At 61.6% G+C, this 26,333-nt stretch carries 21 protein-coding genes; 10 read left to right on the forward strand and 11 right to left on the reverse strand.

Translation table 11 applies throughout. The annotated features are described in order from the left end of the window. Positions 1-359 precede the first annotated feature (359 nt). From NQ559_RS15105 to NQ559_RS15135, 7 genes are all read left to right on the forward strand, one after another. Positions 360-1,526 (forward strand): metallophosphoesterase, encoded by a 1,167-nt coding sequence (locus NQ559_RS15105; RefSeq protein WP_018695970.1) that lies wholly within the window; start codon positions 360-362, stop codon positions 1,524-1,526. Further along, complete coding sequence (locus tag NQ559_RS15110) at positions 1,517-2,593, forward strand: dihydrofolate reductase family protein (RefSeq protein ID WP_018695969.1); 1,077 nt, start codon at positions 1,517-1,519, stop codon at positions 2,591-2,593. The genes NQ559_RS15105 and NQ559_RS15110 overlap by 10 nt, the downstream gene beginning before the upstream one ends. A gap of 110 nt (positions 2,594-2,703) precedes the next feature. Continuing rightward, complete coding sequence (locus tag NQ559_RS15115) at positions 2,704-4,158, forward strand: TolC family protein (RefSeq protein WP_018695968.1); 1,455 nt, start codon at positions 2,704-2,706, stop codon at positions 4,156-4,158. A 16-nt stretch (positions 4,159-4,174) separates the two neighbouring features. Next, positions 4,175-5,164, forward strand: coding sequence for an HlyD family secretion protein (locus NQ559_RS15120; RefSeq protein ID WP_018695967.1), 990 nt, complete (start codon positions 4,175-4,177; stop codon positions 5,162-5,164). 9 nt (positions 5,165-5,173) lie between these two features. Further along, the gene (locus NQ559_RS15125) at positions 5,174-6,352 is read left to right on the forward strand and encodes an ABC transporter permease (RefSeq protein WP_018695966.1); all 1,179 of its coding nucleotides are present in this window, start codon (positions 5,174-5,176) and stop codon (positions 6,350-6,352) included. 1 nt (position 6,353) lies between these two features. Further along, positions 6,354-7,577, forward strand: coding sequence for an ABC transporter permease (locus NQ559_RS15130; RefSeq protein ID WP_018695965.1), 1,224 nt, complete (start codon positions 6,354-6,356; stop codon positions 7,575-7,577). Next, complete coding sequence (locus NQ559_RS15135) at positions 7,577-8,059, forward strand: VOC family protein (protein ID WP_018695964.1); 483 nt, start codon at positions 7,577-7,579, stop codon at positions 8,057-8,059. The genes NQ559_RS15130 and NQ559_RS15135 overlap by 1 nt, the downstream gene beginning before the upstream one ends. 177 nt (positions 8,060-8,236) lie before the next feature. Here the strand turns inward: NQ559_RS15135 and NQ559_RS15140 are convergent, their stop codons facing one another. The 6 genes from NQ559_RS15140 to mazG all read right to left on the reverse strand — a co-directional run bounded on the left by NQ559_RS15140 (position 8,237) and on the right by mazG (position 15,407). Then, positions 8,237-11,191, reverse strand: coding sequence for an outer membrane beta-barrel protein (locus NQ559_RS15140; RefSeq protein WP_018695963.1), 2,955 nt, complete (start codon positions 11,189-11,191; stop codon positions 8,237-8,239). Between the two features lie 152 nt (positions 11,192-11,343). Next, positions 11,344-11,772: a Spy/CpxP family protein refolding chaperone gene (locus NQ559_RS15145; protein WP_026318384.1), complete on the reverse strand. Its 429-nt coding sequence runs from the start codon at positions 11,770-11,772 to the stop codon at positions 11,344-11,346. A gap of 128 nt (positions 11,773-11,900) precedes the next feature. Continuing rightward, a complete protein-coding gene (locus NQ559_RS15150; protein ID WP_018695961.1) occupies positions 11,901-12,662 on the reverse strand; it encodes a LytR/AlgR family response regulator transcription factor in 762 nt (253 codons plus the stop codon). After that, complete coding sequence (locus NQ559_RS15155; protein WP_018695960.1) at positions 12,659-13,966, reverse strand: histidine kinase; 1,308 nt, start codon at positions 13,964-13,966, stop codon at positions 12,659-12,661. Before NQ559_RS15155 ends, NQ559_RS15150 begins: the two co-directional genes overlap by 4 nt. A gap of 25 nt (positions 13,967-13,991) precedes the next feature. Further along, on the reverse strand, positions 13,992-14,525 hold the full coding sequence (locus NQ559_RS15160) for a gamma carbonic anhydrase family protein (RefSeq protein WP_018695959.1): 534 nt from the start codon (positions 14,523-14,525) through the stop codon (positions 13,992-13,994). A gap of 105 nt (positions 14,526-14,630) precedes the next feature. Next, positions 14,631-15,407, reverse strand: a complete 777-nt coding sequence (gene mazG / locus NQ559_RS15165; RefSeq protein ID WP_033395209.1) for a nucleoside triphosphate pyrophosphohydrolase — start codon at positions 15,405-15,407, stop codon at positions 14,631-14,633. Positions 15,408-15,573: 166 nt separating this feature from the next. Between mazG and NQ559_RS15170 the strand changes: the two genes are divergently transcribed. Continuing rightward, positions 15,574-17,733 carry a beta-N-acetylhexosaminidase gene (locus NQ559_RS15170; protein WP_018695957.1) on the forward strand — a complete coding sequence of 720 codons (2,160 nt, stop codon included), beginning with the start codon at positions 15,574-15,576 and terminating at the stop codon, positions 17,731-17,733. A 124-nt stretch (positions 17,734-17,857) separates the two neighbouring features. On the opposite strand, the gene NQ559_RS15175 is transcribed toward NQ559_RS15170, so the two are convergent. Both NQ559_RS15175 and pheT read right to left on the reverse strand, forming a co-directional pair. Beyond that, positions 17,858-18,508, reverse strand: coding sequence for a lysoplasmalogenase family protein (locus NQ559_RS15175; protein WP_022333627.1), 651 nt, complete (start codon positions 18,506-18,508; stop codon positions 17,858-17,860). A gap of 83 nt (positions 18,509-18,591) precedes the next feature. Beyond that, entirely contained in the window at positions 18,592-21,057 is a 2,466-nt protein-coding gene (gene pheT, locus NQ559_RS15180) for a phenylalanine--tRNA ligase subunit beta (protein ID WP_018695955.1), read from the reverse strand. Between the two features lie 77 nt (positions 21,058-21,134). Between pheT and NQ559_RS15185 the strand changes: the two genes are divergently transcribed. Next, positions 21,135-21,320, forward strand: a complete 186-nt coding sequence (locus tag NQ559_RS15185) for a hypothetical protein (RefSeq protein WP_018695954.1) — start codon at positions 21,135-21,137, stop codon at positions 21,318-21,320. A gap of 279 nt (positions 21,321-21,599) precedes the next feature. Further along, on the forward strand, positions 21,600-22,961 hold the full coding sequence (locus NQ559_RS15190; RefSeq protein ID WP_018695953.1) for a TrpB-like pyridoxal phosphate-dependent enzyme: 1,362 nt from the start codon (positions 21,600-21,602) through the stop codon (positions 22,959-22,961). 154 nt (positions 22,962-23,115) lie between these two features. Here NQ559_RS15190 and NQ559_RS15195 read toward each other — a convergent pair whose 3' ends face one another. The 3 genes from NQ559_RS15195 to NQ559_RS15205 form a co-directional block, all read right to left on the reverse strand. Beyond that, complete coding sequence (locus NQ559_RS15195) at positions 23,116-24,015, reverse strand: DMT family transporter (protein ID WP_018695952.1); 900 nt, start codon at positions 24,013-24,015, stop codon at positions 23,116-23,118. A gap of 184 nt (positions 24,016-24,199) precedes the next feature. Then, on the reverse strand, positions 24,200-25,360 hold the full coding sequence (gene lysA, locus NQ559_RS15200; RefSeq protein ID WP_026318381.1) for a diaminopimelate decarboxylase: 1,161 nt from the start codon (positions 25,358-25,360) through the stop codon (positions 24,200-24,202). 48 nt (positions 25,361-25,408) lie between these two features. Next, on the reverse strand, positions 25,409-26,293 hold the full coding sequence (locus NQ559_RS15205; RefSeq protein WP_018695950.1) for a UbiA-like polyprenyltransferase: 885 nt from the start codon (positions 26,291-26,293) through the stop codon (positions 25,409-25,411). Between the last annotated feature and the right edge of the window lie 40 nt (positions 26,294-26,333).

Here is a 26,333-nt window from a genome sequence, read left to right on the forward strand (position 1 = left end):
CTTGCTTGGTTCGGTATGTTTTGTTTTTGGGACACAGGCAGTTAATTTTCACCCCGGGAATTAGCAAGATATATGCCAAAAGAACCTGCACGGAATTTGATTTCCACCCCCTGCACCCGATTCCCGCGGCCTGCGCGGAGCAGAGGGTGCACCCCTGAAAATCGGGGAGGGAGGCGGTTTGTATGCGGATCCCGCTATCTTTCCGGCAGATAGGATGCCCCCGGGAAGCTGAAAAATAAATTTTCGAATCCCCCCGGCTTTCACTATCTTTGTCCGGCCCGGACAGGCCGCGCCCGGCAGGACACGGGCCGTGTGCGGCCTGCCCGCTCCCCAATACGCTCATAATAAAAAGAAAGTATATGCTGCTCTGGATAATCTCCCTGCTGACGCTTGCGGCCGCGGCCGCCGACGTCATTCATTACCGCCGCATGCGGCGGCGTGCCCCGGGCCTCCGCCACCGGGTATTCATCGTCGCGGCGGCCGCGACCGATGCCCTGCCGGCCGTGATCGCCGTCGCCGGGGCCGTCACACGCGACAACACCACGGCGTTCATGACGTTCGCCATGTGGGCGTTCTGGGCCTGGATGGTGACCGTCCTGCCGCGCATGGCCTGCTATTTTTTCCGATGGACGGGACTGCCGCGGGTCGGCATCGCAGCAGGGGCAGGCGTCGTGGCACTCTTCATCTGGGGCGCTACGGCCGGGCGTACGACCATCCGCGTGACCCGCACGGAGGTTTGCTCCGAACGCCTCCCGGCCGGGCTGGACGGGTTCCGCATCGCCCAGATCACCGACACGCACCTGGGCACCGTCGTGCGTCCCGAAGCGGAGCTGCGGCGCCTGGTGGACAGCGTCAACAGCCTTCGCCCCGACCTGATCGTCTTCTGCGGCGACCTGGTGAACATCCGCAGTTCGGAGCTCGACGCCCGCGCCCGGCAACTGCTGGAAGGCCTGCGTGCCCCGTACGGCGTCGTTTCGGTCACGGGGAACCACGATGCCGGGCTCTATATCAAGGACACCGTTGCGCAAAGCCCGGCGGCGAGCCTTGCGGAAGTGATCGCCCGCCAGCGTGCAATGGGGTGGAACGTACTGGAGGACACCACGGTTTACCTGCGCCGGGGCGGCGACAGCATCTCGCTCACGGGGCTTTCGTTCGACCCCGCGCTGCGGCACATGCGCCACGACCCCGACCTGCCGCCCGCCGACCTGAGCGGGGCCTACCGCGGCGTCCCCGATTCGCTCTACAACATCACCGCGGTGCATATCCCGCAGCTTTGGGGGCAGATCGCCGACGCGGGCTACGGCGACCTGACGCTCGCCGGGCACGTACACAGCATGCAGATAAAACTGCGCCTCTTCGGCCGGGCCTTTTCCCCGGCGCAACTGCTCTACACGCGCTGGAGCGGACGCTACGACGAAGGCGGGCGTACGCTCTATATCAACGACGGCACGGGATACGTGGTTTTCCCGATGCGCCTGGGAGCCTATCCCGAAATCACCCTGATAACCCTGCGAAGATGCGAGTAACCCTCTCCGCCGCGGTCACGGCCGACGGCTACATGGACGACGACAGCCCCCGGCGGCTGATTATCTCGACCCCGGGCGACTGGGAGGAGGTGTACCGCCTGCGGGCGGCCCACGATGCGATCCTCGCCGGCGCCGAGACCCTGCGGCGCGACGACCCGTCGCTGCTCGTCCGCGACCAGGCGGCACGCGCACGGCGCGTGCAGGCCGGGCTGAAGCCCGACATCGCCAAGGTCACGCTCACCCGCTCGGGCGGCCTTTCGCCCCGCCTGCGGTTCTTCACCGCTGGCGATGCCGATCGCTACGTGTTTTCTCCAGGAGAAATAACTGGGTTGCAAAATGTTGCGACAGTCATCTCAACCAGCGAAGCAATTACCGCCAAATACATCGTCACCGAACTCGAAAAGCGCGGCATCGAACGCCTGATGGTCGAGGGCGGGGCGGGGGTGTTACGCATGTTCCTCGACGAAGGGATGGCCGACACGCTGCGGCTGGCCGTCAACCCGCGGCTGCGGCTCGGCAGCCGGGGCGGGGCAAGGTTCGACGCAGCGCCGCCCCAGAGCATCCCGCACACCTGCGAGCAGGTCGACGGCATGGAGGTGACGACCTATACGCTGCATCCCGACACGACGGGGGAAGACCTGCGTTACCTGCGGATGGCGGTCGACGAAGGCCGCAAATGCACCCCCAGCCCGACGTCCTACTGCGTCGGTGCGGTCGTAGCCACGGCCGACGGCCGGATATTTGCAGGTTACACGCACGAAACTTCCGCAACGCACCACGCCGAGCAGGAGGCCATCGCCAAGGCGCTGGCGGCAGGCGCCGTGCTCCGCGGCGCCGTGATGTACTCCTCGATGGAGCCGTGCTCGCGCCGGGCGAGCGAGCCCGAAAGCTGCACACAGCTCATTATCAGGCATGGTTTCGCCCGGGCGGCCTTCGCACTCTACGAGCCCGACTGTTTCGTCTGCTGCCGCGGAGCGCTGACCCTGCGCGAAGCGGGCGTCGACGTCAGGGCATACCCGGCGCTGGCCGGGGGCGTATGGGAAGCCAACGCGCACCTGAAGCGATGAATCGGGCGTAAATTGTGTCCATAAGGGCCTAAAATTGGCCTCTTTTTCCGGAAAATCGCGCAACATATCGGGATAACTTATATATTTGCCCCATAAACGCATTGATTAATATGAAAATAGCAGTCAGAACCCTCCTTGCGGCGGCGGCACTTGCGACCATCGTCCGGCTGCCTGCGCAGGAGGCCAAGCGTACGCTCTCGCTCGACGAGGCGATCGCCGTAGCGCTCACGGAAAACCCCGCGATGAAAGCAGCCGAGTTCGAGGAGAAGGCCGCCACCCAGGAACGCCGTGCGGCCATCGGCCTGCGTATGCCCAAGATCAGCGTCATGGGCGCATACGCCTATATGTCCAAGGATATAGGATTCGATTTCAACGAGATGAAAGGCCCGGCCAAAGAGCTCGCCGGGCAGATACTCGGCAGCGGGCTCATACCGCCCGAAATGATCCCGTCGATCAACGGGCTGCTCAATCCGCTGATGAACGCCGACTGGTTCCTCAAGGTGCAGGATCAGAGCCTCGGGTTCGTGGGCGGGCAGGTCTCGGTGCCCATCTGGCTGGGCGGCAAGATCAACGCCGCCAACCGCGCCGCCAGGATCAACGAACGCACGGCGGAGGAGCAGGGCAACCAGACCCGCAATGCGCTGATTTCGGAGCTCGTGGAGCGCTACTTCGGGCTGGCACTCGCCATGCAGGTCGTCGAGGTGCGCCGGCAGGTGGTCGACGGCGTACGCCGCCACCTCGAAGATGCCGTCGCGCTCGAAAAGAACGGCATGATCGCCCAGAGCGAACGCCTCTACGTCGAATTCAAGATGGCGGAGGCCGAGCGTGAGCTGGCCAATGCCGAATTGCAGGCTCAAACCATCGCCAGCGCTCTGAACAGCACGCTGGGGCAGGACAACGCGTGGCAACCCGTGACGTCGATGTTCATCGTCGACCGGGTCGAGGACGTGGCCTATTACCAGGATCTGGCGCAAGACCGCAACCCGCTGCTCAACCAGGTCTCGCTCAAGCGCCAGCTGGCCGAAGAGGGCGTGCGCGCGCGGCGCTCCGACTTCCTGCCGCAGGTGGCGGCCATCGGCGGCGGTTCGTTCTACAACTACCAGGTCGCAGGACTCGTGCCCCGCTGGGCGGTGGGCGTGGGGGTCAACATCAAGATCTTCGACGGCCTGAACCGCGAGTATAAATATTCGGCGGCCAAGCAAACCGTACGCCGGGTCGGCGCCTTGCAGAACAAGGCCGGAAAGGACATCTCGGTGCTGGTGGAGAAACTCTACAACCAGATGATGAACTACCGCAACCAGATGACCTCGATCGACGCCTCGCTCGCCTTCGCCGAGGAGTACCTCCGCATGAAGAACGCCGCCTTCCTCGAAGGCATGAGCTCGTCGACCGACCTGATCGACGCCGAGCTGAACCTCGCGGGCGTACGCACCGAACGCCTCCAGGCGGCCTACAACTTCGACCTGCTGCTGGCGCAACTGCTCGAAGCCGCAGGCATTAGCGACGAATTTTCGGCTTACGCCCGCCGCGCCGACGCACGGCCGATCCTGTTCGATAAAAAGTAAAAAATTATAGAATCCTATGAAGCGAAGCAACATTATCGGAATCATCGCGGCCGCTGTGGTCATCATCGTCTCGGTCGTGCTGATCAGTTGGTACCTCCGGAAAACGACCCCGATGCTGATACAGGGCACGGTGGAGTGCACGACCTACAAAGCCTCGTCGAAAGTCCCGGGGCGCATCGACGACATGAAGGTCAGTCAGGGCGACCGCGTGGAGAAGGGGCAGCTGCTCTACACGCTCTCGACCCCCGAGCTGGAGGCCAAACTCCAGCAGGCCGAGGCCGTGAAGAGCGCCGCCGCGGCACTCGACCAGGCAGCCTTGGCAGGCGCCCGCATCCAGCAGATCGAAGCCGCCCTGAACATGTGGGAGAAGGCGCAGGCCGGGCTGGAACTGGCGCGCAAGACCTACGACCGCGTGAAGAACCTCTACGACCAGGGGGTAGTCCCCGAACAGAAGTTGGACGAGGCGTCGGCCAACTACAAGGCGATGGAAGCCACGGCGCTGGCCGCCAAGGCGCAGTACGACCTGGCGTCGGACGGAGCCCGCAAGGAGGACAAGGAGGCCGCTGCGGCGCGTGTCCGCCAGGCCGAGGGAGCCGTGAGCGAGGTCGAATCCTACATCGGCGACGCGATGGTCTATGCACCCGTGACGGGCGAGGTTTCGACCATCATCGCCGAGCAGGGCGAACTGGTGGGCAGCGGCTATCCCGTGGTGGCCATCCTCGACCTGACCGACCTGTGGGTGACCTTCAACATCAAGGAGACCCTGCTCCCGGGGATCGGCGTCGGCACCCGCATGAGCGGCTATGTCCCGGCGCTGGACTACGACGTCGAGTTCGAGGTGACCTACATCTCCGCACAGGCCGACTTCGCGACATGGGCGGCGACGCGTACGCAGGGAGGGTTCGACATCCGCACCTTCGCCATCAAGGCCAGGCCTGTGTCGCATGTGGAGAATATGCGCCCGGGCATGAGCGTAATCGTGGACTGGGACGAAATCCGGAAATAGGAGGGGACGATGCCGGGATTCCTGCATAATACCTACGCCGTCCTGCGGCGCGAGCTTGTGCGGCTGACGCACCAGCCGATGTATTTCGTGCTGATGCTCGTGCTGCCCGTGGTGTCGTTCGCATTCTTCGCGCTGCTGTTCAATAAGGGTGTGGCCCGCGACATCCCGATCGCCGTGCTGGACGATGACCACACGTCGCTCTCGCGCAAGGTCACGCAGATGATCGACGCGACCCCGACGGCCCTGGTCGCCTACGAAATTCAGGATATGGACGAAGGCGAGCGGCTGATGCGCGAAGGGAAGGTCATGGCCATCGTGCAGATCCCGTCGTTCTTCGAGAAGAATATCCTGAGCAACAGCCAGACGCACATCGAGAATTACGTTTCGGGGACGAACATCACGGTCAACGGACTGCTGTCGAAAGACATCCAGACCGCCGTGACGACCTTCACGGCCGGCATCCAGCTGCAACTGCTCACCAAACAGGGGCTCAGCGAGAAGCAGGCCATGGCGCAGCTGATGCCCGTGCGGTTCAGCCGGCACGTATTGTTCAATCCCTATATCAATTACGGCTATTACCTCTCGCCGAGCTTCATGCCCATGATGCTGCTCATCTTCGTGGTCATGGTGACCGTCTTCACCATCGGCACCGAACTCAAGCACGCCACCGCGCGCGAGTGGATCGACACGGCGAACGGTTCGGTAGGGGCGGCCCTCACGGGGAAAATACTGCCCGTGACGGTCATCATGTTCCTCATGTCGCTGGTGATGCTGCTCATCATCTTCAAGGTCGTGGGCGTGCCGCTCAACGGCAGCCTGACGGTCATACTCCTCGGCACGCTGCTCTTCATCCTGAGCTACCAGGCCATCGCGGTGTTCATCGTGTCGCTGCTCTCGAACCTGCGCCTGTCGCTCTCGATCGGCGGCGGGTACTCGGTACTGGCCTTCACCTTCTCGGGCCTCACGTTCCCGGTCATGGCCATGTGGCCCGCCATGCGGTACCTGAGCAAGCTGTTCCCGTTCACCTACTACACCGACATCTTCGTCGACCAGATGCTGCGGGGCGCCCCGGTCGCCTGTTCGCTGCCCGACATGGGCTATATGTCGCTTTTCATCGTCTTACCGCTCCTGTGCCTGCCGCGCCTGCGGACGATCTGCACGGAGGAAAAATACTGGGGGAGGTTATAACATGGGCAGGTTCATACATCAGATCACATCCTACCGGCAGCAGATGCTGTCGGTCATGCGCAATGAATTCCGCTCGATATTCACCGACGCAGGCGTCGTCCTCATCCTGGTACTCGCGCTGATCATCTACGCCACGGTCTACTCGATGGCCTACGGCGCACAGGTGTTGCGCAACGTGCCGATCGGCGTGGTGGACGAGTGCCGCACACCGACCAGCCGCAGCCTCGCAGCGACGTTCAACGCCGGGCCGAATACGTACGTGGCCTACAACCCGACGAACATGGAGGAGGCCAAGGAGCTCTTCTTCAGCCGCAAGATATACGGCGTGGTCTATATCCCGTCGGACTACGAGGAGAAACTGCTCGGGGGCTCGCAGGCCAACGTGGCGATCTACGTCGATGCCAGCTACTTCCTGATGTACCGCCAGGCTTTCCAGGAACTGGTGACCTCGATCGGCAGCACGGGCGCAATGGTGGAATTCCAGCGCCTGATCGCCAAGGGGGCGGACATCCCGCAGGCAAAGGCCACGACGCAGCCCGTAATCTACCAGTCGCACAACCTGTTCAACCCCTACCTGGGATACGGCACCTTCGTCATGCCGGCGATCATCATGGTCATCATCCAGCAGACGCTGCTCATCGGCATCGGCATGATCGGAGGCACGTGGCGCGAATTCGGGCTCTACCGCAAACTCTGCCCGCCCGACCGCAAACGCATGTCCACGCTGCCCATCGTTCTGGGCAAGGCCACCGTCTACGGGCTGATCTACGGCGTGACGACCTTCTATATCCTGGGCTTGCACTACCGGCTGTTCCATTACCCGATGAACGGCGCCACGAGCACCGTCGTGGTCTTCATGCTGGCATACCTGGCCGCCTGCATCTTCCTCGGCATCGCCATCTCGACGCTGTTCCGCTACCGCGAAAATTCGCTACTGCTGTTGTTGTGGACGTCGATACCGCTGCTGATGCTCAGCGGCGTGTCGTACCCCCGCGAGGGCATTCCCGACTGGCTGTTCAACTTCGGGCAGCTGTTCCCCAGCAGCCACGGTGTCGACGGCTTCATCCGCATCCAGAGCATGGGCGCATCGCTCAGCGAGGTGCTGCCCGAAATCCGGATGCTCTGCATCCTTACACTCATCTACGGCGGGCTGGCCTGCATCGGCATTCACCAGGTGATCGCCCGCGCAGCCAAGGATACGCCCGTCAAAAACCAGAACAGATAATGTATGTCAAATATCAGATGCCGCTGATCGCCGTCAGCGATGTCGGCCGCTCGAAACGGTTCTACTGCGGGCTGTTCGACCAGCGGGTCGTATTGGATTTCGGGGAGAACGTCACGTTCAGCGGCGGCTTCGCCATACAGGAGAAATTCGCGTGGCTTACGGGCCTCGCGGAAGATTCCGTGCGCAGCCGCCCGAACAACATGGAGCTCTATTTCGAAACGGACGACCTCGACGCATTCATGCAGCGGCTCGGGGAGTGGCCCGACCCCGTCGAACTGCTCCACCCGCCCCACAAATACGGCTGGCAACAGTGCACCGTACGTTTCTACGATCCCGACGGCCATATCGTCGAAGTAGGCGAGGCGATGGAGGTCGTCATAAGGCGCTGCCTTGCCGAGGGACACACGGCAGAGGAGACCGCCGCGCTCACCCAGCATCCCCTCGAATTCGTGCTCCGCGTCCGGGACGAAGCGGGGAAATAGCCCCGCACACCCCGGCAAACAGCCCCGCACTTTCCGGCCGGCGCCGGCAGCAACGGCAGTGCGACGACACGGAACAGGATCGGCACTCCGGCAAACGCTCCGCCCCCCCCACAAAAAAAGACACCGGGCAAATGCCTGGTGTCTTATTCATGTCCGGAGCCGAACCCGGCCGCCGCGCTACCTCGGCCCGTGGAACATTCCCGGAGGAGGGCCGCCCGGGCCGCCGGGCCCCATGCGGCGCGATCCCGAAGGTTGTGCCACGCCGTCGTAATCCTTGATGTTTTTCGACCCCTTCTTGCCGAACCGGCGCAGGTTGTAGGTGAACTGCACCATATAGTAGCGGCCGATCACGCTGTTGGTCGAATTCTGCGTCCACCCCGAGCCCGTCGAACGGGCGAAGGCCTTGTTCTGGTTGAAGATGTCGTTCACGCCGACCATGATCTCGCCGCGCTTGTTCTTGAAGACCTTTTTGCCGATCCAGGCGTTGCACAGCAGGTAGGAATCGTCGTAATCGTTCGTAAAACCGATGTACTGCGTATAGGCCACGCTGCCCGTGAAGGTAAAGCCCAGCGGGAAGACGAACTTCATGTTGCCCTGCGCCGTATGGTTGAAATAACGGTTCTTGGAACCCGATTCGCCCAGCGAGTTGGTCGCCTCATTATAGGTACCGGCCCACGAAAGGGTGAAGTCCACGTTCTCCGAAATGTTGCTGCCCAGCACCGTGCGGAAGTCGTAGCCGATATTCTTGGTGTCGTTGCGCTCGCCGCCCGTGATGAACCCGTCGCTGTCGACCACACCGCCCAGCATGCTCGGGGTCTTGGTGAAATTGACGCCCGCCATCACGTTGAAGTTGCTCTTCAGGAACCCGATGGGGAACCCGTAGCTCAGGTGCGTGCGCAGGTTCCAGTAACCGTCGAGGTTGACGGGGGTGGAGTAGTAGTTGGGGGTGTACTGCTCGCCGCCGAGGGTGATCGTACCGGGGTTCGAGACCAGGTGGTTGGCGTTGTAATCCGACGTATTCTGCATCGAGAACATCCACATGAACGTCCGTCCCTTCTCCACGTTGGAGTTCGTATAGTGGAAATTGACCCGGTGGCTGTACGACGGGTTCAGGTTGGGGTTACCCTTGGTGATGTTCTGCGCGTCCGACACGTCGGCCACGTTCTGGAGGTCGGTGATCGAGGGGTTGTCGGTATAGGACGAGACGAACAGGCGCAGCGAATTCTCGCGGTTGATGTTCAGCTGCCCCATCATGAAATAGGTCACGTCGTTATACGAATGCTTGATCTTGTCGGCGGCGTCGCGTACGATCTGCCCGTCGAGCGTGGCATGCTGGTAATAGACGTTCGCCACGAACGTGTTGCGCTCCTTCGAATAACGGAAGCCGGGGCCGGCGCTCTGCGTCAGGTAACCGCTCTTGTAAGAGTTGGAAAGCGCCCCGTCGGGGAGAAGCCCTGCGACCGAATAGTCCGGCCCGGTTATGAACGACCTCTTGTCGCGCTCCTGATAATCGTAGCGGATGCGGTACTGCACGCTCACCTGGGCATATTTGGCCACAGGTTCCGTATAGGTGAACTGCCCGCGCAGGCCGTAGCTGTTCGAGGGGGCGAGGTTGCGCAGGTAACGCAGACGGGTATAGCCCGTCGTGTCCCAGCCCCACGGGCCGTCGGCCCCGTCGGGGCGGACGGACGAAATCGGCAGGACGTTCGAGAAGGAATTCGAGTTGTTGGTATTGTCCGAATAATTCACATTGCCGTCGAGGGTGATCGTACGGCCGTCCTTCCCGAGCTTGGCACGGTAGACGGCGCTCGTGCGCAGGTTGTAACCGTGGCGCAGGCCGTCGTTGAAATTCTCGGTACGGCTGTAACCGCTCTGGCCGAACTGCCAGCCCTGCGTCGTGCTCAGGGGGTCGTTGGACTGGTAGCTGAAACTGGGGCGCACCATCAGATTCTGGTTGTCGGAGATCTTCCACTCCAGGCGGGCGTTGAAACGGTGGTTGTAGGCCTCCGTATTCGAATAGCCGCGCGTCGCGAGGGTGTCCACCGGCATGGGGGATTCATACCACTTGTCCACCGTGGACTGGTTCTTCGTATCGGTATTGTTGAAGAAATAGCTGCCCTGGAACGACACCTGGTCGCGTTTGCCCCATGTGTCGGAGTAGTTGACGCCGATGGCGTTCACCGACGCCACGCCGCTCTGCGGACGCACCATGTACTGTCCGACACCGCCGCGGCGGCCGCCGCCGGAACCCGATACGCCGAGGATGTCCTCGAACGAGAAATTCTGTTGGTTGATATTATTGAACAGGCCGATGACCGACACGCGGCTGTCGCCGCTGAAGATATTGGCATTACCGCCTATGACATATTTGTTCCTGGCCTCGGTCTTGGTATCGGCATCGTAACCGTAACCGGCATACAGTTTACCGAACTGTCCCTGCCGCATGTTGGCATGGGTGACGATGTTGAGCGCCTTATAACCCTCGCCGTCGTCCATGCCCGAGAATTCGGCGGCGTCGCTCAGTTTGTTGTAGACCTCGATGCGGTCGACAGCCTGTGCCGGCAGCGACTTGATGGCCGTCGTCACGTCCTCGCCGAAGAATTCCTTGCCGTCGACGAAAATCTTTTTGACCGACTCGCCCTGTGCCTCGACCGTACCGTCGCTCACGGTGATGCCCGGCATCTTCTTGAGCAGGCCTTCGACGTCGGCATCGTCGGTGACCTTGAACGCCCCGGCGTTATAGCTTACCGTATCGCCCTTCTGGGAGGTGCGGAGCGCCTTGGCCTCCTTGACGACGGTTTCGATCTGCACGCCCGGCCTGAGTTCGATCTTGCCGATGTCCTGTTTGGCGGCCGAGACCTTGAAGGTGGTTTCCGCGCTGTTGTAGCCCAGGAAAGAGACTACGAGTTTATATTCGCCGTATGCGAGCGAGGGGATCGACACGGCGCCCTTGAAGCCCGAAGTGGAGTACTGTTTCTTGTCGGGGGCAGCGGCCGGGGCGAATTCCAGCACGGCACCCGCGACCGTTTCGCCGGTCTCGGCGTCGACCACCGTACCCGTGACCGTCCCCTTCTGGGCAAAGGCGGCGACGGCGAAAAGCGTAAATAAGGTTGAGAGTAGCAGTCGTTTCATCTTCAGATTATATAGATACGTTTATTTTTTGCGCTTGCGAAGATAACTTTTTTATGGCAGACTTCCCCTCTGCCGCGGGTGAATCGACAAAAAAGGGGTGCCAGTCGACCAACCGACACCCCGGCTGTGACAAGCCGTTCGATGACCTAACCTCACTTCCTGCCCTTTGCGGGACGGGGCTTGTCACATTTCCTGCCTTCCTTGCAGGCGCATCCCTTTCCATCCTTCATCTGCGGGCCGGGCCTCATACCGGGCTTCGGGCCCTGCATCTGCTTCCACTGCTCGAACTGCTCGGGCGTAAGGATCTTTTGCATCTTCTCGGCCTTGGCCTTGCGGGCGGCGCGCATCCGCTCGTGCTGCGCCTGCATATCCTTTACCTCCTGCAGGTTGAGTTCGTAGAGCTGCTTCGACTGATCCTCGTTGAGGTTCAGTTTTTCGACCATGCGGTCGGTCTTGCGCTGGGCCATCTGTTCGGCCGTGGGGCGTTCCTTTGTCCTCGGAGCCCGCCGATCCTGCGCAAAAGCGCTCGTTCCCGCCAGCAGGCAAAGGGTCATTGCAACCGCAAAAATTCTCTTTTTCATAGCATTAAGATTTTTGTTATCCGTTCGCCGAAACACCTTCGGCTCGCAGTACTGATGCAAAGGTAAAGCCAAATCGGCACGACGATGCCGACTCGGGGGCCAAACGACTGAAAGGCAGGGTGAACCGACTATTCGGCGGGTTGAACGGAGGTGAGCCAGGCCTTGAATTCGGGGACGCGGGCCTTGGAAATGACGATGCGTTCGGGGGTTCCGACCGTCAGGTGGAGCGCCAGGCGGCTGCCGAACCACACGGCGATCTCCTTCACGGCGCGGCGCGCCACGATGAACTGGCGGTTGGCGCGGAAGAAATCCGCTTCGGGCAGGATGGCCTGCAGGGTTTCGAGCGTCTTGTCGAGCGGGTAGGAAACTCCCTCGTAGGTACAGGCGGTGACTTTCTCGTTGCTGGTATAGCAATAGGCGATCTGCTCGCGCCGGAGCGGGATGATCCGGTCGCGGACATGCACCAGGAAAGCCTGCTCGTGCCGTGCCGCGGCCATCGTCCGCACCCGGAAGCCGTAATCGCGGCGTTCGCCCTTGGACAGGCGTTCCAGCTTGCCCAGCGCACGCTGCACGTCGGCGTTGTTGATTGGTTTGAGCAGGTAGTCGATGCTGTTGACCCTGAAGGCTTCGAGCGCATACTGGTCATAGGCCGTCGTGAAGACGACGGGTGCGGTAACCTCCACGGCGTCGAAGATGCGGAACGAATCGCCGTCGGCCAGGTGGATGTCCATGAACAACAGGTCGGGCTGGGGATTCGCACGCAGCCATTCGACGCTCTCCTCGACGCTTTCGAGCGTCCCGATGATCTCCACGCCGGGAGCCACCTGTTTCAGGATGGCCTCCAGGTTCAGCGCGGCGGCGGTTTCGTCCTCGATAATCAGGGCCTTCATCCGATGGCGGGTTTTTGCAGCGGCATGCGCACGACGAACTCCTTGTCGGTGTCGATGATCTCGATGTCGCGGCCCGTAATCAGGTGCCAGCGGTTGCGCAGGTTTTCCAGGCCGATGCCCGTCGACGGTTCGGGTTCGATCTTCGGCACCTTGGGATTGGCGACCACCAGCCACCCCTGCTCGGTGCGGATCGAGATATGGAACGGCTTGCTGCGGGTTATGGTATTGTGTTTGACGGCGTTGCCGATCAGCGGCTGCAACGACAGCGCCGGGAGCGTCCAGGAGCGATACTTGTCGTCGACGTCGATGTCGAAGAACAGTTTGTCGGCATAGCGTATTTCGAAGAGGTAGCTGTACGCTTCGATGAATTTCAGTTCCTCGTCGAGCGTCATCAGCGTGCTCTGGCCGTTCTGGATGATGTAGCGGAACGTATACGACAGCTGGTCGATGTAGGTCAGCGCCTTGTCGTCGTGCTTCTCGCGCACGAGCATCGCCAGCGAATTGAGCGAATTGAAGAAGAAATGGGGGTTGATCTGCCCGACGAGCATGTTGTAGCGGGTCGTGAGGTTCTCGTTCTTGAGCCGTTCGTTCTCCATGACGACCGCCTGCTGCTTCGAGTTGAGCACGTAGACCCAGCCGTAGAGCATCGACACGGCCACGGCGAACGAACACTTGAGCAGCAGCATGTAGTCGAAGATATGCCCGCTCATGAAATTCAGGACGATCTGCCCCGAATGCCATTCGCGGACAGGGGCGAAGATATAAAGCGCCGCGGCCGCCACGAGGCACCCCATGCAGTGGAGGGCGAAACGCCCCGCCTTGTAATTGCGGCGTGCGGAGGTCAGGATAGAGAGCATGATGAACGATACGACCAGGTAGTAGATCAACTGCAACGTCAGCTCCGAAGTCCTCGACGGCCGGTTGTAGAGCGTGCTGTAATCGAACTCCTCGCCGTTGCGCATACGCAGTTCGTTCATCACCGGATGGGCGCCGTAACGGCGCGGGGCGACCACGTCGACCACCAGCCGGTCGCCGTCCGAAAGATCCATCCGGCGGATGCGCTGCATCGGCACGTAGACGCTGTCGCGGTTCCCGTAGACGATGTACCCGTGGCCGTCGGGACTGACGTGCAGCACCCCTTCCTCGCTGCGTGTGACGACGCTCGCCCGCGCCGGCCGCGGCTGTCCTTCGCCCTTTTGCTCGACGATCAGCAACAGCACATAGGAAAAGTTGACCACCAGGCTGATGGCCAGCGCAACCAGCAGGTTGAGCATCAGGTCGGAATATTTCGATTGCAGGTTCATCGCATCTCCTTACGCCCCGGCAGGGTCATTCATCCTCCTTGAACCACGAGGCATAGAGCATGTAATCGTGCGCCGTGCGGCGGATGATCTCCTCGCGCTGCTCGGGCGTCACCTCCTTGACCTTCTTGGCCGGGACACCCGCATAGACCGAATTGGGTTCCAGCTTGGCGTTCGACAGCACCAGCGCATTGGCCGCGATGATGCAGCCCGAGGGGACGACGGCATTGTCCAGCAGGGTAGCGCCCATACCGATCAGGCAGTTGTCGCCGATGACAGCGCCGTGGACGATGGCGTTGTGGCCCACCGACACGTCGTTGCCGATGATGGTCTGCGACGGGTGTTTGGCCTTGTCGTAAATCGTATGCAGCACGACGCCGTCCTGGATGTTCGTACGGTCGCCGATGACGATTTTGTTCACGTCGCCGCGCAGCACGGCGTTGTACCAAATGGAGCAGTCGCGGCCGATGGTCACGTCGCCCAGGATGACGGCCGTCTCGGCCAGGAACGTATTTTCTCCGATCACGGGTGTGTGTCCCCGCACTTCTTTAATCAATGCCATAATTCCGTAATAAAATTTCTTAGTTTCACATGTATATTTCCCTGCATGACCCGCCACCGTACGGTGGTGCCCCGGACATGGACAGCGCTGCCGGAAGGCAATCTTTTATTCGCCTTTTTTGGCTTCCTGCCACAGGGCCTCCATCTGGCCGAGCGAAAGGTCGTGCAGCGAATTCCCTTGTGCGGCAGCCTGTTCCTCCATGTAATTGAAGCGGCGGATGAACTTCTTGTTCGTACGCTCCAACGCAGATTCGGGATCGACGCCGTAGAGCCGCGCAGCGTTGACCAGCGCAAAGAACAAGTCGCCGAACTCGGCTTCGAGGTTCGCCTTGTCGCCCGAGCGCATCTCGGCCTCGACTTCGGCGGTCTCCTCCTTCACCTTGTCCCACACATCCTCGCGCTTCTGCCAGTCGAAGCCCGTCGCCGCGGCCTTCTCGCCTACGCGGAATGCCTTGACCAGCGCCGGCAGCGAGCGGGGAACGCCGCCCAGCGTACCGCTCTTGCGGTTCTTTTTGCGGAGCTTGAGTGCCTCCCAATTCTCCTTCACCTGGTCGGGTGTATTGGCATGGATGTCGCCGTAAACGTGCGGATGGCGGTATACCAGTTTGTCGCACAAGGCGTTGGCCACATCCGCATAGTCGAACGCCCCGGCTTCCTCACCCAGCTTGGAGTAAAACACCACATGCAGCAGCAGGTCGCCCAGCTCCTCCTTGATCCCCTCCATATTGTGGTCGGTGATGGCATCGGCCAGTTCATACGTCTCTTCGATCGTATTGCTTCGCAACGAGTCGAACGTCTGCTCGCGATCCCACGGGCACTCGCGGCGCAGCGTGGTCATCACGTCGAGCAGGCGGGCCGTAGCCTCCAATCGTTTATCTTCCATTATCCGGTTTGTTTTTTCCGCCGTCATGCAGGGCGCAAACTGCCCGAGGCGCCGGGTCGCCCGGCCGCAGCAGCATGCAGCCTGCCCGGCCGCAATTTATCCCCTGCAAAGTTAGCACATTCGGCGGAAAATAGTAACTTTGCATCGAACAAAATTCCGCAACCTCATGAAACTACGCTACCTCGCGTCCATCCTGGGCGCCCTTTGTAGCCTCCTCCACGCCCATGCGCAGCCGCTTCCGGCGCGCCAGACGACCCCTCCCGGCACATACCGCATCTCGGCCGGCACGCAGCTCAGCTACGAGACGCCGCTCGCGCCGCTGGCCGGCTACCTGCGCGAATATATCAACGTCGGAAAGGCCAGCGACAGTATGTCGGCCGACGACGCGATCGTGCTCTCGACAGACCCGACGCTCGGCCGCGAGGCCTACACGCTGGCCGTGAAACCGCAGCGGATCGAGATCACGGGAGGCGACTACGGCGGCGTCTTCAACGGCATCCAGGCGCTGCTGCGGCTGTTGCCGCCCGAGGTCTACGCCAAGGCGTGCCCGCTGCCCGTCGAAGTCGCCTGCACGCGGATCGACGACGCCCCGCGCTTCGCGTACCGAGGCATGATGCTGGACGTGGCCCGCACTTGGATCGGAGTGGATGGAGTAAAGCGTTACATAGACCTGCTTTCCTACCACGGGATCAACAAATTACACCTTCACCTGTCGGACGACGAAGGGTGGCGGATCGAGATCAGGTCGCACCCCGAGCTGACCGAAATCGGCGGCTTCCGCGGCGGCGACTCGCCCGTACGCCCCGTCTACGGGAAATGGGACGAGAAATACGGCGGCTTCTACACACAGGACGAAATGCGCGGGCTGATCCGCTATGCCGCCGTGCGCAACATCGAGATCATCCCCGAGATCGACCTGCCCGGGCACAGCCGCAACATCGCCTCGGTACACCCTGAAATCCGCTGCAATTACCCGCCGGACACGCTGTCGACCAACGGCTACGACTACCGTTCGGCATGGTGCGTGGCACGCGAGGAGAACTACGCGCTGCTCGCGGACATCCTGGGCGAACTCTGCGCGCTGTTCCCCTCGGAATACATCCACGTGGGCGGCGACGAGGTCGACATGACCCAATGGAAGCGCTGCCCCGACTGCCAGGCGCTGATGCGGCAGCGGGGCATGGCAGACCCGCACCAACTGGAAGACCTCTTCATGCAACGCATGGCGGCGATCCTCGGCGCCAACGGCAAACGCCCCGCCGTGTGGAACGAAGCGGTGGCGACGGGCGACCTGGCGCACGACAGCCGCGTCTACGGCTGGCAGAGCGTCAAGGCATGCCTCGACGCCACGGCCAAGGGATACGAGACCGTAGTGATGCCGGGCGAGTATTTCTATTTCGACATGCGCCAGACCCCGCACGAGGACGGGCACGACTGGGCGGCGATCTTCGACGCGAAAAAGGTCTTCGGGTTCGACTTCACGGACAAGGGGTTCAGCCCGGAGCAGATGCGCAACGTCGTCGGGTTGCAGGCGGCATTCTTCAGCGAAGCCTACGTCTCGCACGAGCCCGAGAAGCCCGACTACCTCGACTACATGTGTTTCCCGCGTATCTGCGCACTCGCCCGCATCGCCTGGCGCGGCAACGGCGAAGGCTGGGACGCCTATTACAAAGGGCTCGTGGAGAAGCATTACGACCGCATGGCAGCCATGGGCATCCGTTTCCGGCTCTTCCCGCCGAAGGTGAGCTATAAGGATGGCGCATTCACCGTGACGGCCGACGACGGGTCGGAGATATACTACACGGAAGGCGACACGCCCGAAGAACACCGTTATACCCGTCCCGTCAAGACCGGCAAACCGCACCTGTACCGCTTCTTCACCCGCTACAAAACGGGGCGCAGCCCCTATGTCGCCGACAAATCCTACTACCGCACGCTCACACCCGCCGTGGCCATCACCACCTCGATGGGCGAGAGCAGGCAGTTCCCCCTTGCCAATGCCGCGGGTTACAAGGGACTTTCGCGGACAGCGCGCGCCTGCCGGCAGCAGGACTGGGTGCTCTACACCTTCGAGCAGCCGGTGAAATGCCGCGAAATGTACCTCCAGACCGGGAACCGCCAGCTGCCGAAGACCATCATAACCACAGGTTATGCCGAGGTGTCGTACGACGGTGCGACGTATGAGCGGGCGGGCGACCTCGAAAAGGGAAGCATCACCCTGAAGCCGGGGCGCGCGGTGAAAGCCGTGCGGATCGTCTCGACCTGCGACGACAACGGCACGCCCTATGTGACGATCCAGCCGCCGCAGATCAAGCCAGTGCTGTAACGGCGGCCTGCTCCGGCCAGCAACGGCGCATCGGCGCGGCAGGGCGGCGGCACATGGATGAAAAGGTTGCGAGCAGGATGCCTTCGGGCCATCGGCGGACGGACGGCACGGGCGGAAGCAATCTTCACACGGATCGGCCCTCAGACGGGAGGGCGGGAAGCGATTTTACGGCAAAGCAGAAGAACAGGCACTGCGCCAGGTAGTAGGGAACCATCACGACGTAGGTGCGCCCGGGAACGGCCCCGATGAAACGGCTCCAGGCTATCACGCCGTCGGAAAAAACGAACAGCAGGGCCGCGAAGCGGAACCAGGCGGCATACGCCCCGCGATACCGGAGCACGCTGTAAAGCATCCCGGCGATGACCGCACCGTAAACGGCGACCCCGATCCGTTCGGCCGGATCCAAGACCCGGGGCACGACCCCGGCGAAGAGCAACGCGAGCAACGCCGCGGGAAGCAGCCATGCGGCAGGACGGGCAGGAAGTCCCCCGGCGCAGAGGAAATAGCGGATATAGGCACCGTGGGCCAGCGCGAAAAACAGCATCTGCGGAATGAACAGTCCCTTCGCACCCGCCGCATCGCCCAGGGCAGACAAGAGGAGTGCAGCCCCGACCGGAAGCAACGTTTTCCGCCGGAGGCAGAAAACCGCCACAGCCAGCAAAAGCACCGGATAGGCCACCTTGTACGGAAGAGCCGCCGCCTTGGTGAAGAACAGGGCGGCGCCTGCGGCAAAAAGCAGGGTAGTCAGGGCCAATATGCGGGAAGTCCGATGCATCGTTTCAGGAAAAATCATTTCAGGAAAAAAGCCGCCCGTCAGAAAACTGGCAGGCGGCTTCGGTTCTTATCCGTCACGACGGGTCATGCACGGACATGGGCGCCGCACTGGCGCTCGAACTGCGCCGTGAGGTTCTGCATGGCCCGTTCGATGGCCTTTTCGTCCAGCGTGCGGGTCTTGTCCTCGAGGATAAAGCTCAGGGCATAGGATTTCTTGCCTTCGGGCAGCTTGTCGCCCTCGTAGACGTCGAACAGCGAAACGCTCTTGAGCAACCTGCGCTCCGTAGCGAACGCCACGTCGCGCAGCGCCGAGAAGGTCACCTGCTTGTCCACGAGCAGCGCCAGGTCGCGCTTCACCTCGGGGAACTTCGACAGCTCCTCGGCCACGATCCGGTGCTTTTTGGTCGATTTGACAAGCGCCTCGAAGTTCATCTCCAGATAGAAGACATCCTGTTTGACGTCGAGTTTGCGGCGGATATTCCGGCTGACCGTACCGATCTGCAACAGCTCCCTGCCGTTGAGCGCCATCGTGAGCGCCTCGCCGAAGAGGTCGCTTTGCAGCGTTTCGGTCTTGAGCGCATAGATGTCGATGCCGAAGCGGCGCAGCAGTTTTTCGGCCACGGCGCGCAGCGTGAAGAACGATGCGGCCTGCGGCTGCACGTTCCACGAAGCGGGCACGGCGATGCCCGTCACGGCGATGGCCAGGCGGTACTCTTCGGAATAGGCCGCCAGGGGGTTTTCGTCCGAACGTTTGGCCTCGTCGTAGAAATAGCAGTTGCCGAACTCGTAGAGTTTCAGGTCGCCGTTGCGGCGGTTGGCGTTGAGCTGCACGGCCTCCAGCATGTTGAACAGCAGCGTCTGGCGCATGACGCTGAGGTCGGCGCTCAGCGGGTTGAGGATACGCACGCAGTTTTCCGCCCGGTAGCTCTCCAACCCTTCGTAATAGGCCGCCCTGGTCAGCGAGTTGGACATGATCTCCGTAAAGCCGTTGGCCGATAGGTAGTCGGCGGCGAGGTTCATCAGGCGGTTGCGGTCGGGTTTGGGCGCATAGGAAAGCGTCGAACGGACGCGCGAGGGTATTTCGACGTTGTTGTAGCCGTAAATACGCAGGATGTCCTCGATCAGGTCGGCCTCGCGCTGCACGTCGACCCGGTAGGGCGGCACGGCCACGCTCAGCACGCCGTCCTTCTCGTCCAGCACCTTCACTTCGAGCGCCGCCAGGATCGCACGGACGGTCTCTTCGGGGATATGCTTGCCGATCAGCGCGTCGATGCGGGCGAACGAGACGTCGAAGCGGAAATCTTCGATCGGCGCGGGGTAGATGTCGGTGATGTCGCTCGAAATCTCGCCCCCGGCCAGCTCCTTCATCAGCAGGGCGGCACGCTTGGCGGCATAGACCTGCATGTTGGGATCGACACCGCGCTCGAAACGGAACGACGAATCGGTGTTCAGGCCGAAGCGCTTGGCGGTTTTGCGCACCCACACGGGGTTGAAATAGGCGCTCTCGATGAACACGTCGGTCGTGGTGTCGCTGATGCCCGAATCCAGGCCACCGAAGACGCCGGCGATGCACATCGGACGCTCGGCCGAGCAGATCATCAGGTCGTCCGCCGTGAGCTTGCGCTCCACGCCGTCCAAAGTCACGAAGGGCGTACCTTCGGCGCAGGTGCGCACGACGACCTCGCGGCCCTCGATCTTCGCCGCGTCGAACGCGTGCAGAGGTTGTCCCAGTTCGAAAAGCACGAAATTGGTGATGTCCACCAGGTTGTTCTTGGGGTTGATGCCCGCGGCACGCAGGCAGTTCTGCATCCACTCGGGCGAGGGGGCTATCTTGCAGTTTTTCACGGTCACGCCCGCATAGCGGGGCGCCGCCTCGTGGTTCTCGACGCGGATTTTCACGCCGAGGTCGTGGTTGTCCGGGGCGAAAGCCGACACGTCGGGCATCTTCACCGAAACATCTTCCCCCCGGCTGCGCAGATAGGCCGCCAGGTCGCGCGCCACGCCGATGTGCGACGCGGCATCCACACGGTTGGGCGTGAGCCCCACCTCGATCAGGTAGTCGTCCTCGATGCGGAGGTAGTCCCTGGCCGTCGTACCTGCCACGGCATCGGCGGGAAGCTCCATGATCCCATCGTGCGAGGCTCCGATGCCCAGTTCGTCCTCGGCACAGAGCATGCCGAGCGACTCCACGCCGCGGATCTTGCTGCGTTTGATCTTGAATTCCTCGTCGCCGCCGCCGGGGTAGAGCACCGTGCCCACCGTGGCGCAGAGCACTTTCAGCCCCGCGCGGCAGTTGGGGGCGCCGCAGACGATCTGCAGCGGCTCGCCCGTGCCGACGTCGACCGTGGTGACATGCAGGTGGTCGGAATCGGGATGATCCTCGCAGGTGAGCACCTCGCCCACCACCACGCCCGCAAGGCCGCCCTTGATGGTCTCGATCTTCTCGAAGCCCTCGACCTCGAGTCCGATGTCGGTCAGTATCCGGGCGACCTCTTCGGCCCCGAGATCGGTGTCGATGTAGCGTTTGAGCCAGTTATACGAAATATTCATATCGTTGAATTTGAGAATTAGCTAAAATCGAACAAAGATAACGATTTTTCGTTATTTTTGTAAAAACGACGGCGATTATGAAGGCGAAAAATTACACGAGGTGCGATTTGGCGATGATGGGGATCAGCACCTACGGGCTGGCGATAAGCGTGTGGGCGTCGTTCGGGGATATTCCGCAGCCGTTGCAGGGCAGCGGATCGCTTGCCGTGGCCGTGGTGTCGGTTTACGTATTGATCCGCGACAGGCGGGCTGCAAACAAATAATTGGTTATATATAGGTAACGAATTTTTTTACGGAAATATTTGGATTTACGGTTGCGACCCGTTATATTTGCCAAAACGAAACAGGAATTTATGATCCGGAACTTTAACATACAGGCATGGTGGTGGCGCTCGTTGACTCTCGTGGACAATGAGTGCGGCTCAGTGCGTGTATAGTTGAAAGCATAACGAACACACAAGCCCGTTGTTTACGAGAGAGTAAACAACGGGCTTTTTCTTTTGCATCACATTTTACCGAACACAGAAATAGACAAAAAAACCATGGAAACAAAGAAATTCTGCCTGACCGAGCGTCAGATGCCCACACAATGGTACAACATCGTGGCCGACATGCCCAACAAACCGCTGCCGCCGCTGCATCCCGCGACCAAGCAGCCCGTGACGAAGGAGCAGATGAGCGCCATCTTCGCCGAAGAACTGATCGACCAGGAGATGTCGACGGAGCGTTTCATCGACATCCCCGAAGAGGTGCAGGAGATCTACAAGATATGGCGGCCTACGCCGCTGGTGCGCGCCACGGGACTGGAAAAAGCCCTCGGCACCCCGGCGAAGATCTATTTCAAGAACGAAAGCGTATCGCCCGCCGGATCGCACAAGCCCAACACCGCCGTGCCGCAGGCCTACTACAACTACAAGCAGGGCATACGCCACCTGACGACCGAAACGGGCGCCGGGCAGTGGGGCGCGGCCATCGCCTTCGCAGCCAAGCACTTCGGGCTCGACGTGCAGGTTTTCATGGTGAAGGTCAGCTACGAACAGAAACCCTACCGGCGGCTGATGATGAACACGTGGGGCGCCGAGTGCATCGCGTCGCCCAGCACAATCACCGCCTCGGGCCGCGCGGCGCTCGAACGCGACCCCGACTGCTCGGGAAGCCTCGGGCTGGCGATCTCGGAGGCCGTGGAGATGGCTCTGCAACACCCGGAGGACACCCGCTACTGCCTGGGCAGCGTGCTGAACCACGTGATCCTGCACCAGACCGTCATCGGGCAGGAGGCGGTCGCACAGATGGAGATGGCCGGCGCCGAGCCGGACGTGGTGATCGGCTGCTTCGGCGGCGGCAGCAATTTCGCAGGGCTGGGCTTCCCGTTCCTGCGCAGGAACCTTGTCGAAGGCAGGAATATCCGCATCGTGGCCGTCGAGCCGTCGAGCTGCCCGAAACTCACGCGCGGCACGTTCCAGTACGATTTCGGGGATGTGGCCGGGTTCACGCCGCTGCTGCCGATGTATACGCTGGGACACGACTTCCAGCCGTCGGACATCCATGCGGGCGGCCTGCGCTACCACGGGGCGGGTTCGATCGTGAGCCAGCTGTTGAAGGACGGGCTGGTCGAGGCCCGGTCGCTGCCGCAGACCGAGACCCTCGCGGCCGGCATCCTCTTCGCCAAGACCGAGGGAATCATCCCGGCGCCCGAGTCGACCCACGCCATCGCGGCGGCAATCCGCGAGGCGTTGCAGGCCAAGGAGGAGGGGACGCCGCGGACGATCCTGTTCAACCTCTCGGGCAACGGCGTGATCGACCTCTACGCCTACGAGCAGTACCTGGCCGGGGCGCTGCGGGACTACGTGCCGGGCGACGACGAGATCGCAAAGACGGTCAGCCAGTTAAGCAAGATCATCTGACGGACGGAACCATCCGCGACCGAAAAGGATGCCGGCCTTCGGGCGGGCATCCTTTTTCATTTCCCGAGCCGTCCGTGCCGGAATGTATTGCGGACGGGAGAAGAGAGGCGGAAAACGACGCAACGCACATCGTCAGCAGCACTCGGGATGCAGGCTACCGCGACCCGAGCCACAGGAAGACCATGCCGACCAAAATGAGGATGAGGTCGACGGCCTTGGCACGCAGGTTCCGTTCGCGGAAGAGCAGGGCACCGCAGGCGAACGAAACCACGACCGAGCCGCGGCGCACCATCGACACGACGGAGATCATGGCGTCGGGATCGCGCAGGGCCATGAGGTAGGCGAAGTCGGCCAGCGACAGGAATACCGAGATCAGCGGGATGGCCCAGCTCCAGTGGAAAGGCGCGGAGGCGTGCCGCTTCGGCCACCATACCACGGCGGTCAGGACGGCCATCATGAAGAATTGGTAAAGGTTGTACCAGCTTTGCACGAAGACCGGGTCGAGGCGCGCCATGATATATTTGTCGTACAGCCCGCTGACGGCACCCATGACGGCGGCCAGGGCGATGCAGAGTATCCAGACGTTATGCGCGAAATCGACCCCTTCGCGGCGGCTCGAACGGCTCAGCATGAAGAGCGACACGAGTGCCAGTAAGACGCCGGCCCACTGGCAGGCGTTCAGCCGCTCGCCGAAGACGAGCATGGCCCCGACGAGCACCATGACGGGGCGCGTGGCATTGATCGGCCCCACGATGGTGATGGGAAGGTGCTTCATGCCGAAATAGCCGAAGATCCAGGACGTAAGGACGATGACGGATTTGAGCGCCACCAGCCCATGGGCATGGAGCGTACCGGGCGACGCCTCCAGCACCGTATCTTCGAACCACCCGAGTCCGCATTCGGCCGAGAGGAGCGCCGGAAGGAAGACGAGTGACGAAAAGAGGGTGTTGAGCAGCAGCACGGGCAGTACGGCATTGCCGGTGAGCGACTTTTTCTTGGCCACGTCGTAGAAACCCAGCAGCGCGGCGGATGTGAATGCAAGGGTCAGCCACATAATGTAAGTTCGGCGGGAATGAGGTTCATGGAATTCGGAGTCGGCAAGACCGGCAACCAAGCAGGGCTTGCATTACGGCGTCTGCGATGTTGTCCGAACGGAGAATTCCCCTGAACCGCCACCGTTTTCAAACGGCGATTCGGGGGAATGTCCTTCCAACGGTTCCGGTATCGGGAAAAACCGATTATTGAATCTCGTCGCTGTAAACGGCGCCGGGCAGGTCGTGGAGGTTGTAACGCGAAGCCATCGACATGCCGTAGGCTCCGGCCGACTTGATCGTAAGCAGGTCGCCGCGGCGGGTCTTGCGCAGGGTGACGTTCTCGTCGAACACGTCGGTCGATTCGCAGGCCGTGCCCACGATGGTATATTTGTCGCGCGCCTCGTCTTCGGAGGTGATGTTCTCGATGTTGTGGTACGAGCCGTAGAGCGCCGGACGGATCAGCTCGGTCATCGAGGCATCGACGATCACCAGCTTGCGGCCCGTGGCGGTGGTCTTGTTGAAGAGCACCTTCGTAATCAGCTCGCCGCATTCGGCGACGATCGAGCGGCCGAATTCGAAATGCACTTCGCGGTCGCCGACCGAGAGGTGGTTGTGCACGATCGAGAACAGCGAAGCGAAATTGGGGATCGGTTCGTTCTCGGGCACGTCGTAGTTGACGCCCAGGCCGCCGCCCACGTCGACGAAACGGAACGAACAGCCCAACTTTTCGAGGTTCTCGACGATGACGTTGACTTTGTTGCACATGTTCTCGAAGACGTGCAGCTCGCGGATCTGCGACCCGATATGCAGGTGCAGGCCGATTATATTGATATGCTTGAGCGCGCGGATCTCCTTGGCGTGCTCGAGTACCTCTTCATATGAAATGCCGAACTTACTGTCGGCCTGCCCCGTATCGATGCAGTGGTTGGTCTTGGGGTCGATGTCGGGGTTGATGCGCAGCGCCACGTCGGCTACGCGCCCGGCCTCCCCGGCCAGGGCATCGACCAGCTCCAGCTCCTCGATCGACTCGCAGTTGATGGCCAGGATATCCTGCTCGATGGCGTAGCGCAGCTCCTTGTCGCGCTTGCCCACACCCGCATAGACGATACCCTTGGGGTCGAAGCCCGCCTCGATGGCCTTGCGGAGCTCGTTGCCGCTGGCACAGTCGATACCCAGCCCGTATTCGCGGATGATCGCCAACAGGTGGTCGTCGTAGTTGGCCTTGATGGCGTAGTGCACCTTGTAACCGTATTTTTTCGACTCGTAGACGACGCTTTCGAGGGTCTGGCGCAGCAACGCCGTATCATAAAGATAGAAGGGGGTTTCGTAGCCCCGAAGCTTTTGTGCAATTTGTCTGCTTAGCATTTTACCTAACTTTTAACCTGTTGAAGTTGCAAATATAAGCGATTTGGTTTATTTGAGCAAATCCACGATCACGCCCGCAGCGAGCGAGAGGCTCGCCAGGCCGTTGAGCGTCCCGAAGGCGATGCCGATATTGCGCTGCCGCGCGGGCGTGACGAGCAGGTGTTCGAGCACCAGCAGCCCCGTGAAAACACCCGCCCCGAGCCAGAGCCACACCGAACCGGGGCAGTAGGTCATGAACCAGCCGAGGGCGGCAATGCTCACCGCATGCAGGCCGCAACTGACGCCCAGCGCCGAACGCGCCGAAAAACGCGCGGGGATGGAATGCAGGCCGTGCCGACGGTCGAATTCGGCGTCCTGCAACGCGTAGATGATGTCGAAGCCCCCGCACCAGGTCGTCACCAGCAGAGCGAGGATGAACGGTTCGACGACCACGTGCCCGTCGAAGACGACGTGCCCGGCCACGGCGATAAAAGCCCCGACGGGGGCGATGCCGAGCGAAAGCCCCAGCACGAGGTGCGCCAGCGGCGTGAAGCGCTTGCAATAGCTGTAAACGAGGATGACGGACAACGCCACGGGCGACAGGATGGCCGCGAGGCGGTTGATCGTCGCGGCGGTGAGGATGAAGAGCAGGGCATTGACGGCCACGAACCACAGCGCATGCCGCGCCGGGATTTTGCCTGCGGGTATTTCGCGCCCGGCCGTACGCGGGTTCTCGGCGTCGATGCGGCGGTCGGCCCAGCGGTTGAAACCCATGGCGGCATTGCGGGCGAAGACCATGCACAGGATGACCTGCACGAGGACGATGTACGGCCAGCGGGGATTGTGCAGCGGGGCGTAACGGAGCCCGTAGACGAAGCCCACCATGGCAAAGGGCATGGCGAAGACCGTATGGGCGAACTTAACGAGCGAAGCGTATTTCAAAACGGCATTCATGTGCGGAAACGGTATTTGAGACCGCAAAGATAGGAAAAAT

Origin of the sequence: Alistipes onderdonkii (assembly GCF_025145285.1) — a bacterium.
Lineage (GTDB): Bacteria > Bacteroidota > Bacteroidia > Bacteroidales > Rikenellaceae > Alistipes > Alistipes onderdonkii.

Coding starts and splice junctions, on each gene's coding strand:
- NQ559_RS15140 (WP_018695963.1), bottom strand. CDS start 11,191: ATGAAACGACTGCTACTCTCAACCTTATTTACGCTTTTCGCCGTCGCC.
- lysA (WP_026318381.1), bottom strand. CDS start 25,360: ATGCTAAGCAGACAAATTGCACAAAAGCTTCGGGGCTACGAAACCCCC.
- NQ559_RS15205 (WP_018695950.1), bottom strand. CDS start 26,293: ATGAATGCCGTTTTGAAATACGCTTCGCTCGTTAAGTTCGCCCATACG.
- NQ559_RS15185 (WP_018695954.1), top strand. CDS start 21,135: ATGAAGGCGAAAAATTACACGAGGTGCGATTTGGCGATGATGGGGATC.
- NQ559_RS15130 (WP_018695965.1), top strand. CDS start 6,354: ATGGGCAGGTTCATACATCAGATCACATCCTACCGGCAGCAGATGCTG.
- NQ559_RS15155 (WP_018695960.1), bottom strand. CDS start 13,966: ATGAACCTGCAATCGAAATATTCCGACCTGATGCTCAACCTGCTGGTT.
- NQ559_RS15135 (WP_018695964.1), top strand. CDS start 7,577: ATGTATGTCAAATATCAGATGCCGCTGATCGCCGTCAGCGATGTCGGC.
- NQ559_RS15110 (WP_018695969.1), top strand. CDS start 1,517: ATGCGAGTAACCCTCTCCGCCGCGGTCACGGCCGACGGCTACATGGAC.
- NQ559_RS15190 (WP_018695953.1), top strand. CDS start 21,600: ATGGAAACAAAGAAATTCTGCCTGACCGAGCGTCAGATGCCCACACAA.
- mazG (WP_033395209.1), bottom strand. CDS start 15,407: ATGGAAGATAAACGATTGGAGGCTACGGCCCGCCTGCTCGACGTGATG.
- NQ559_RS15150 (WP_018695961.1), bottom strand. CDS start 12,662: ATGAAGGCCCTGATTATCGAGGACGAAACCGCCGCCGCGCTGAACCTG.
- NQ559_RS15105 (WP_018695970.1), top strand. CDS start 360: ATGCTGCTCTGGATAATCTCCCTGCTGACGCTTGCGGCCGCGGCCGCC.
- NQ559_RS15145 (WP_026318384.1), bottom strand. CDS start 11,772: ATGAAAAAGAGAATTTTTGCGGTTGCAATGACCCTTTGCCTGCTGGCG.
- NQ559_RS15125 (WP_018695966.1), top strand. CDS start 5,174: ATGCCGGGATTCCTGCATAATACCTACGCCGTCCTGCGGCGCGAGCTT.
- NQ559_RS15175 (WP_022333627.1), bottom strand. CDS start 18,508: ATGCATCGGACTTCCCGCATATTGGCCCTGACTACCCTGCTTTTTGCC.
- NQ559_RS15120 (WP_018695967.1), top strand. CDS start 4,175: ATGAAGCGAAGCAACATTATCGGAATCATCGCGGCCGCTGTGGTCATC.
- NQ559_RS15170 (WP_018695957.1), top strand. CDS start 15,574: ATGAAACTACGCTACCTCGCGTCCATCCTGGGCGCCCTTTGTAGCCTC.
- NQ559_RS15195 (WP_018695952.1), bottom strand. CDS start 24,015: ATGTGGCTGACCCTTGCATTCACATCCGCCGCGCTGCTGGGTTTCTAC.
- NQ559_RS15115 (WP_018695968.1), top strand. CDS start 2,704: ATGAAAATAGCAGTCAGAACCCTCCTTGCGGCGGCGGCACTTGCGACC.
- NQ559_RS15160 (WP_018695959.1), bottom strand. CDS start 14,525: ATGGCATTGATTAAAGAAGTGCGGGGACACACACCCGTGATCGGAGAA.
- pheT (WP_018695955.1), bottom strand. CDS start 21,057: ATGAATATTTCGTATAACTGGCTCAAACGCTACATCGACACCGATCTC.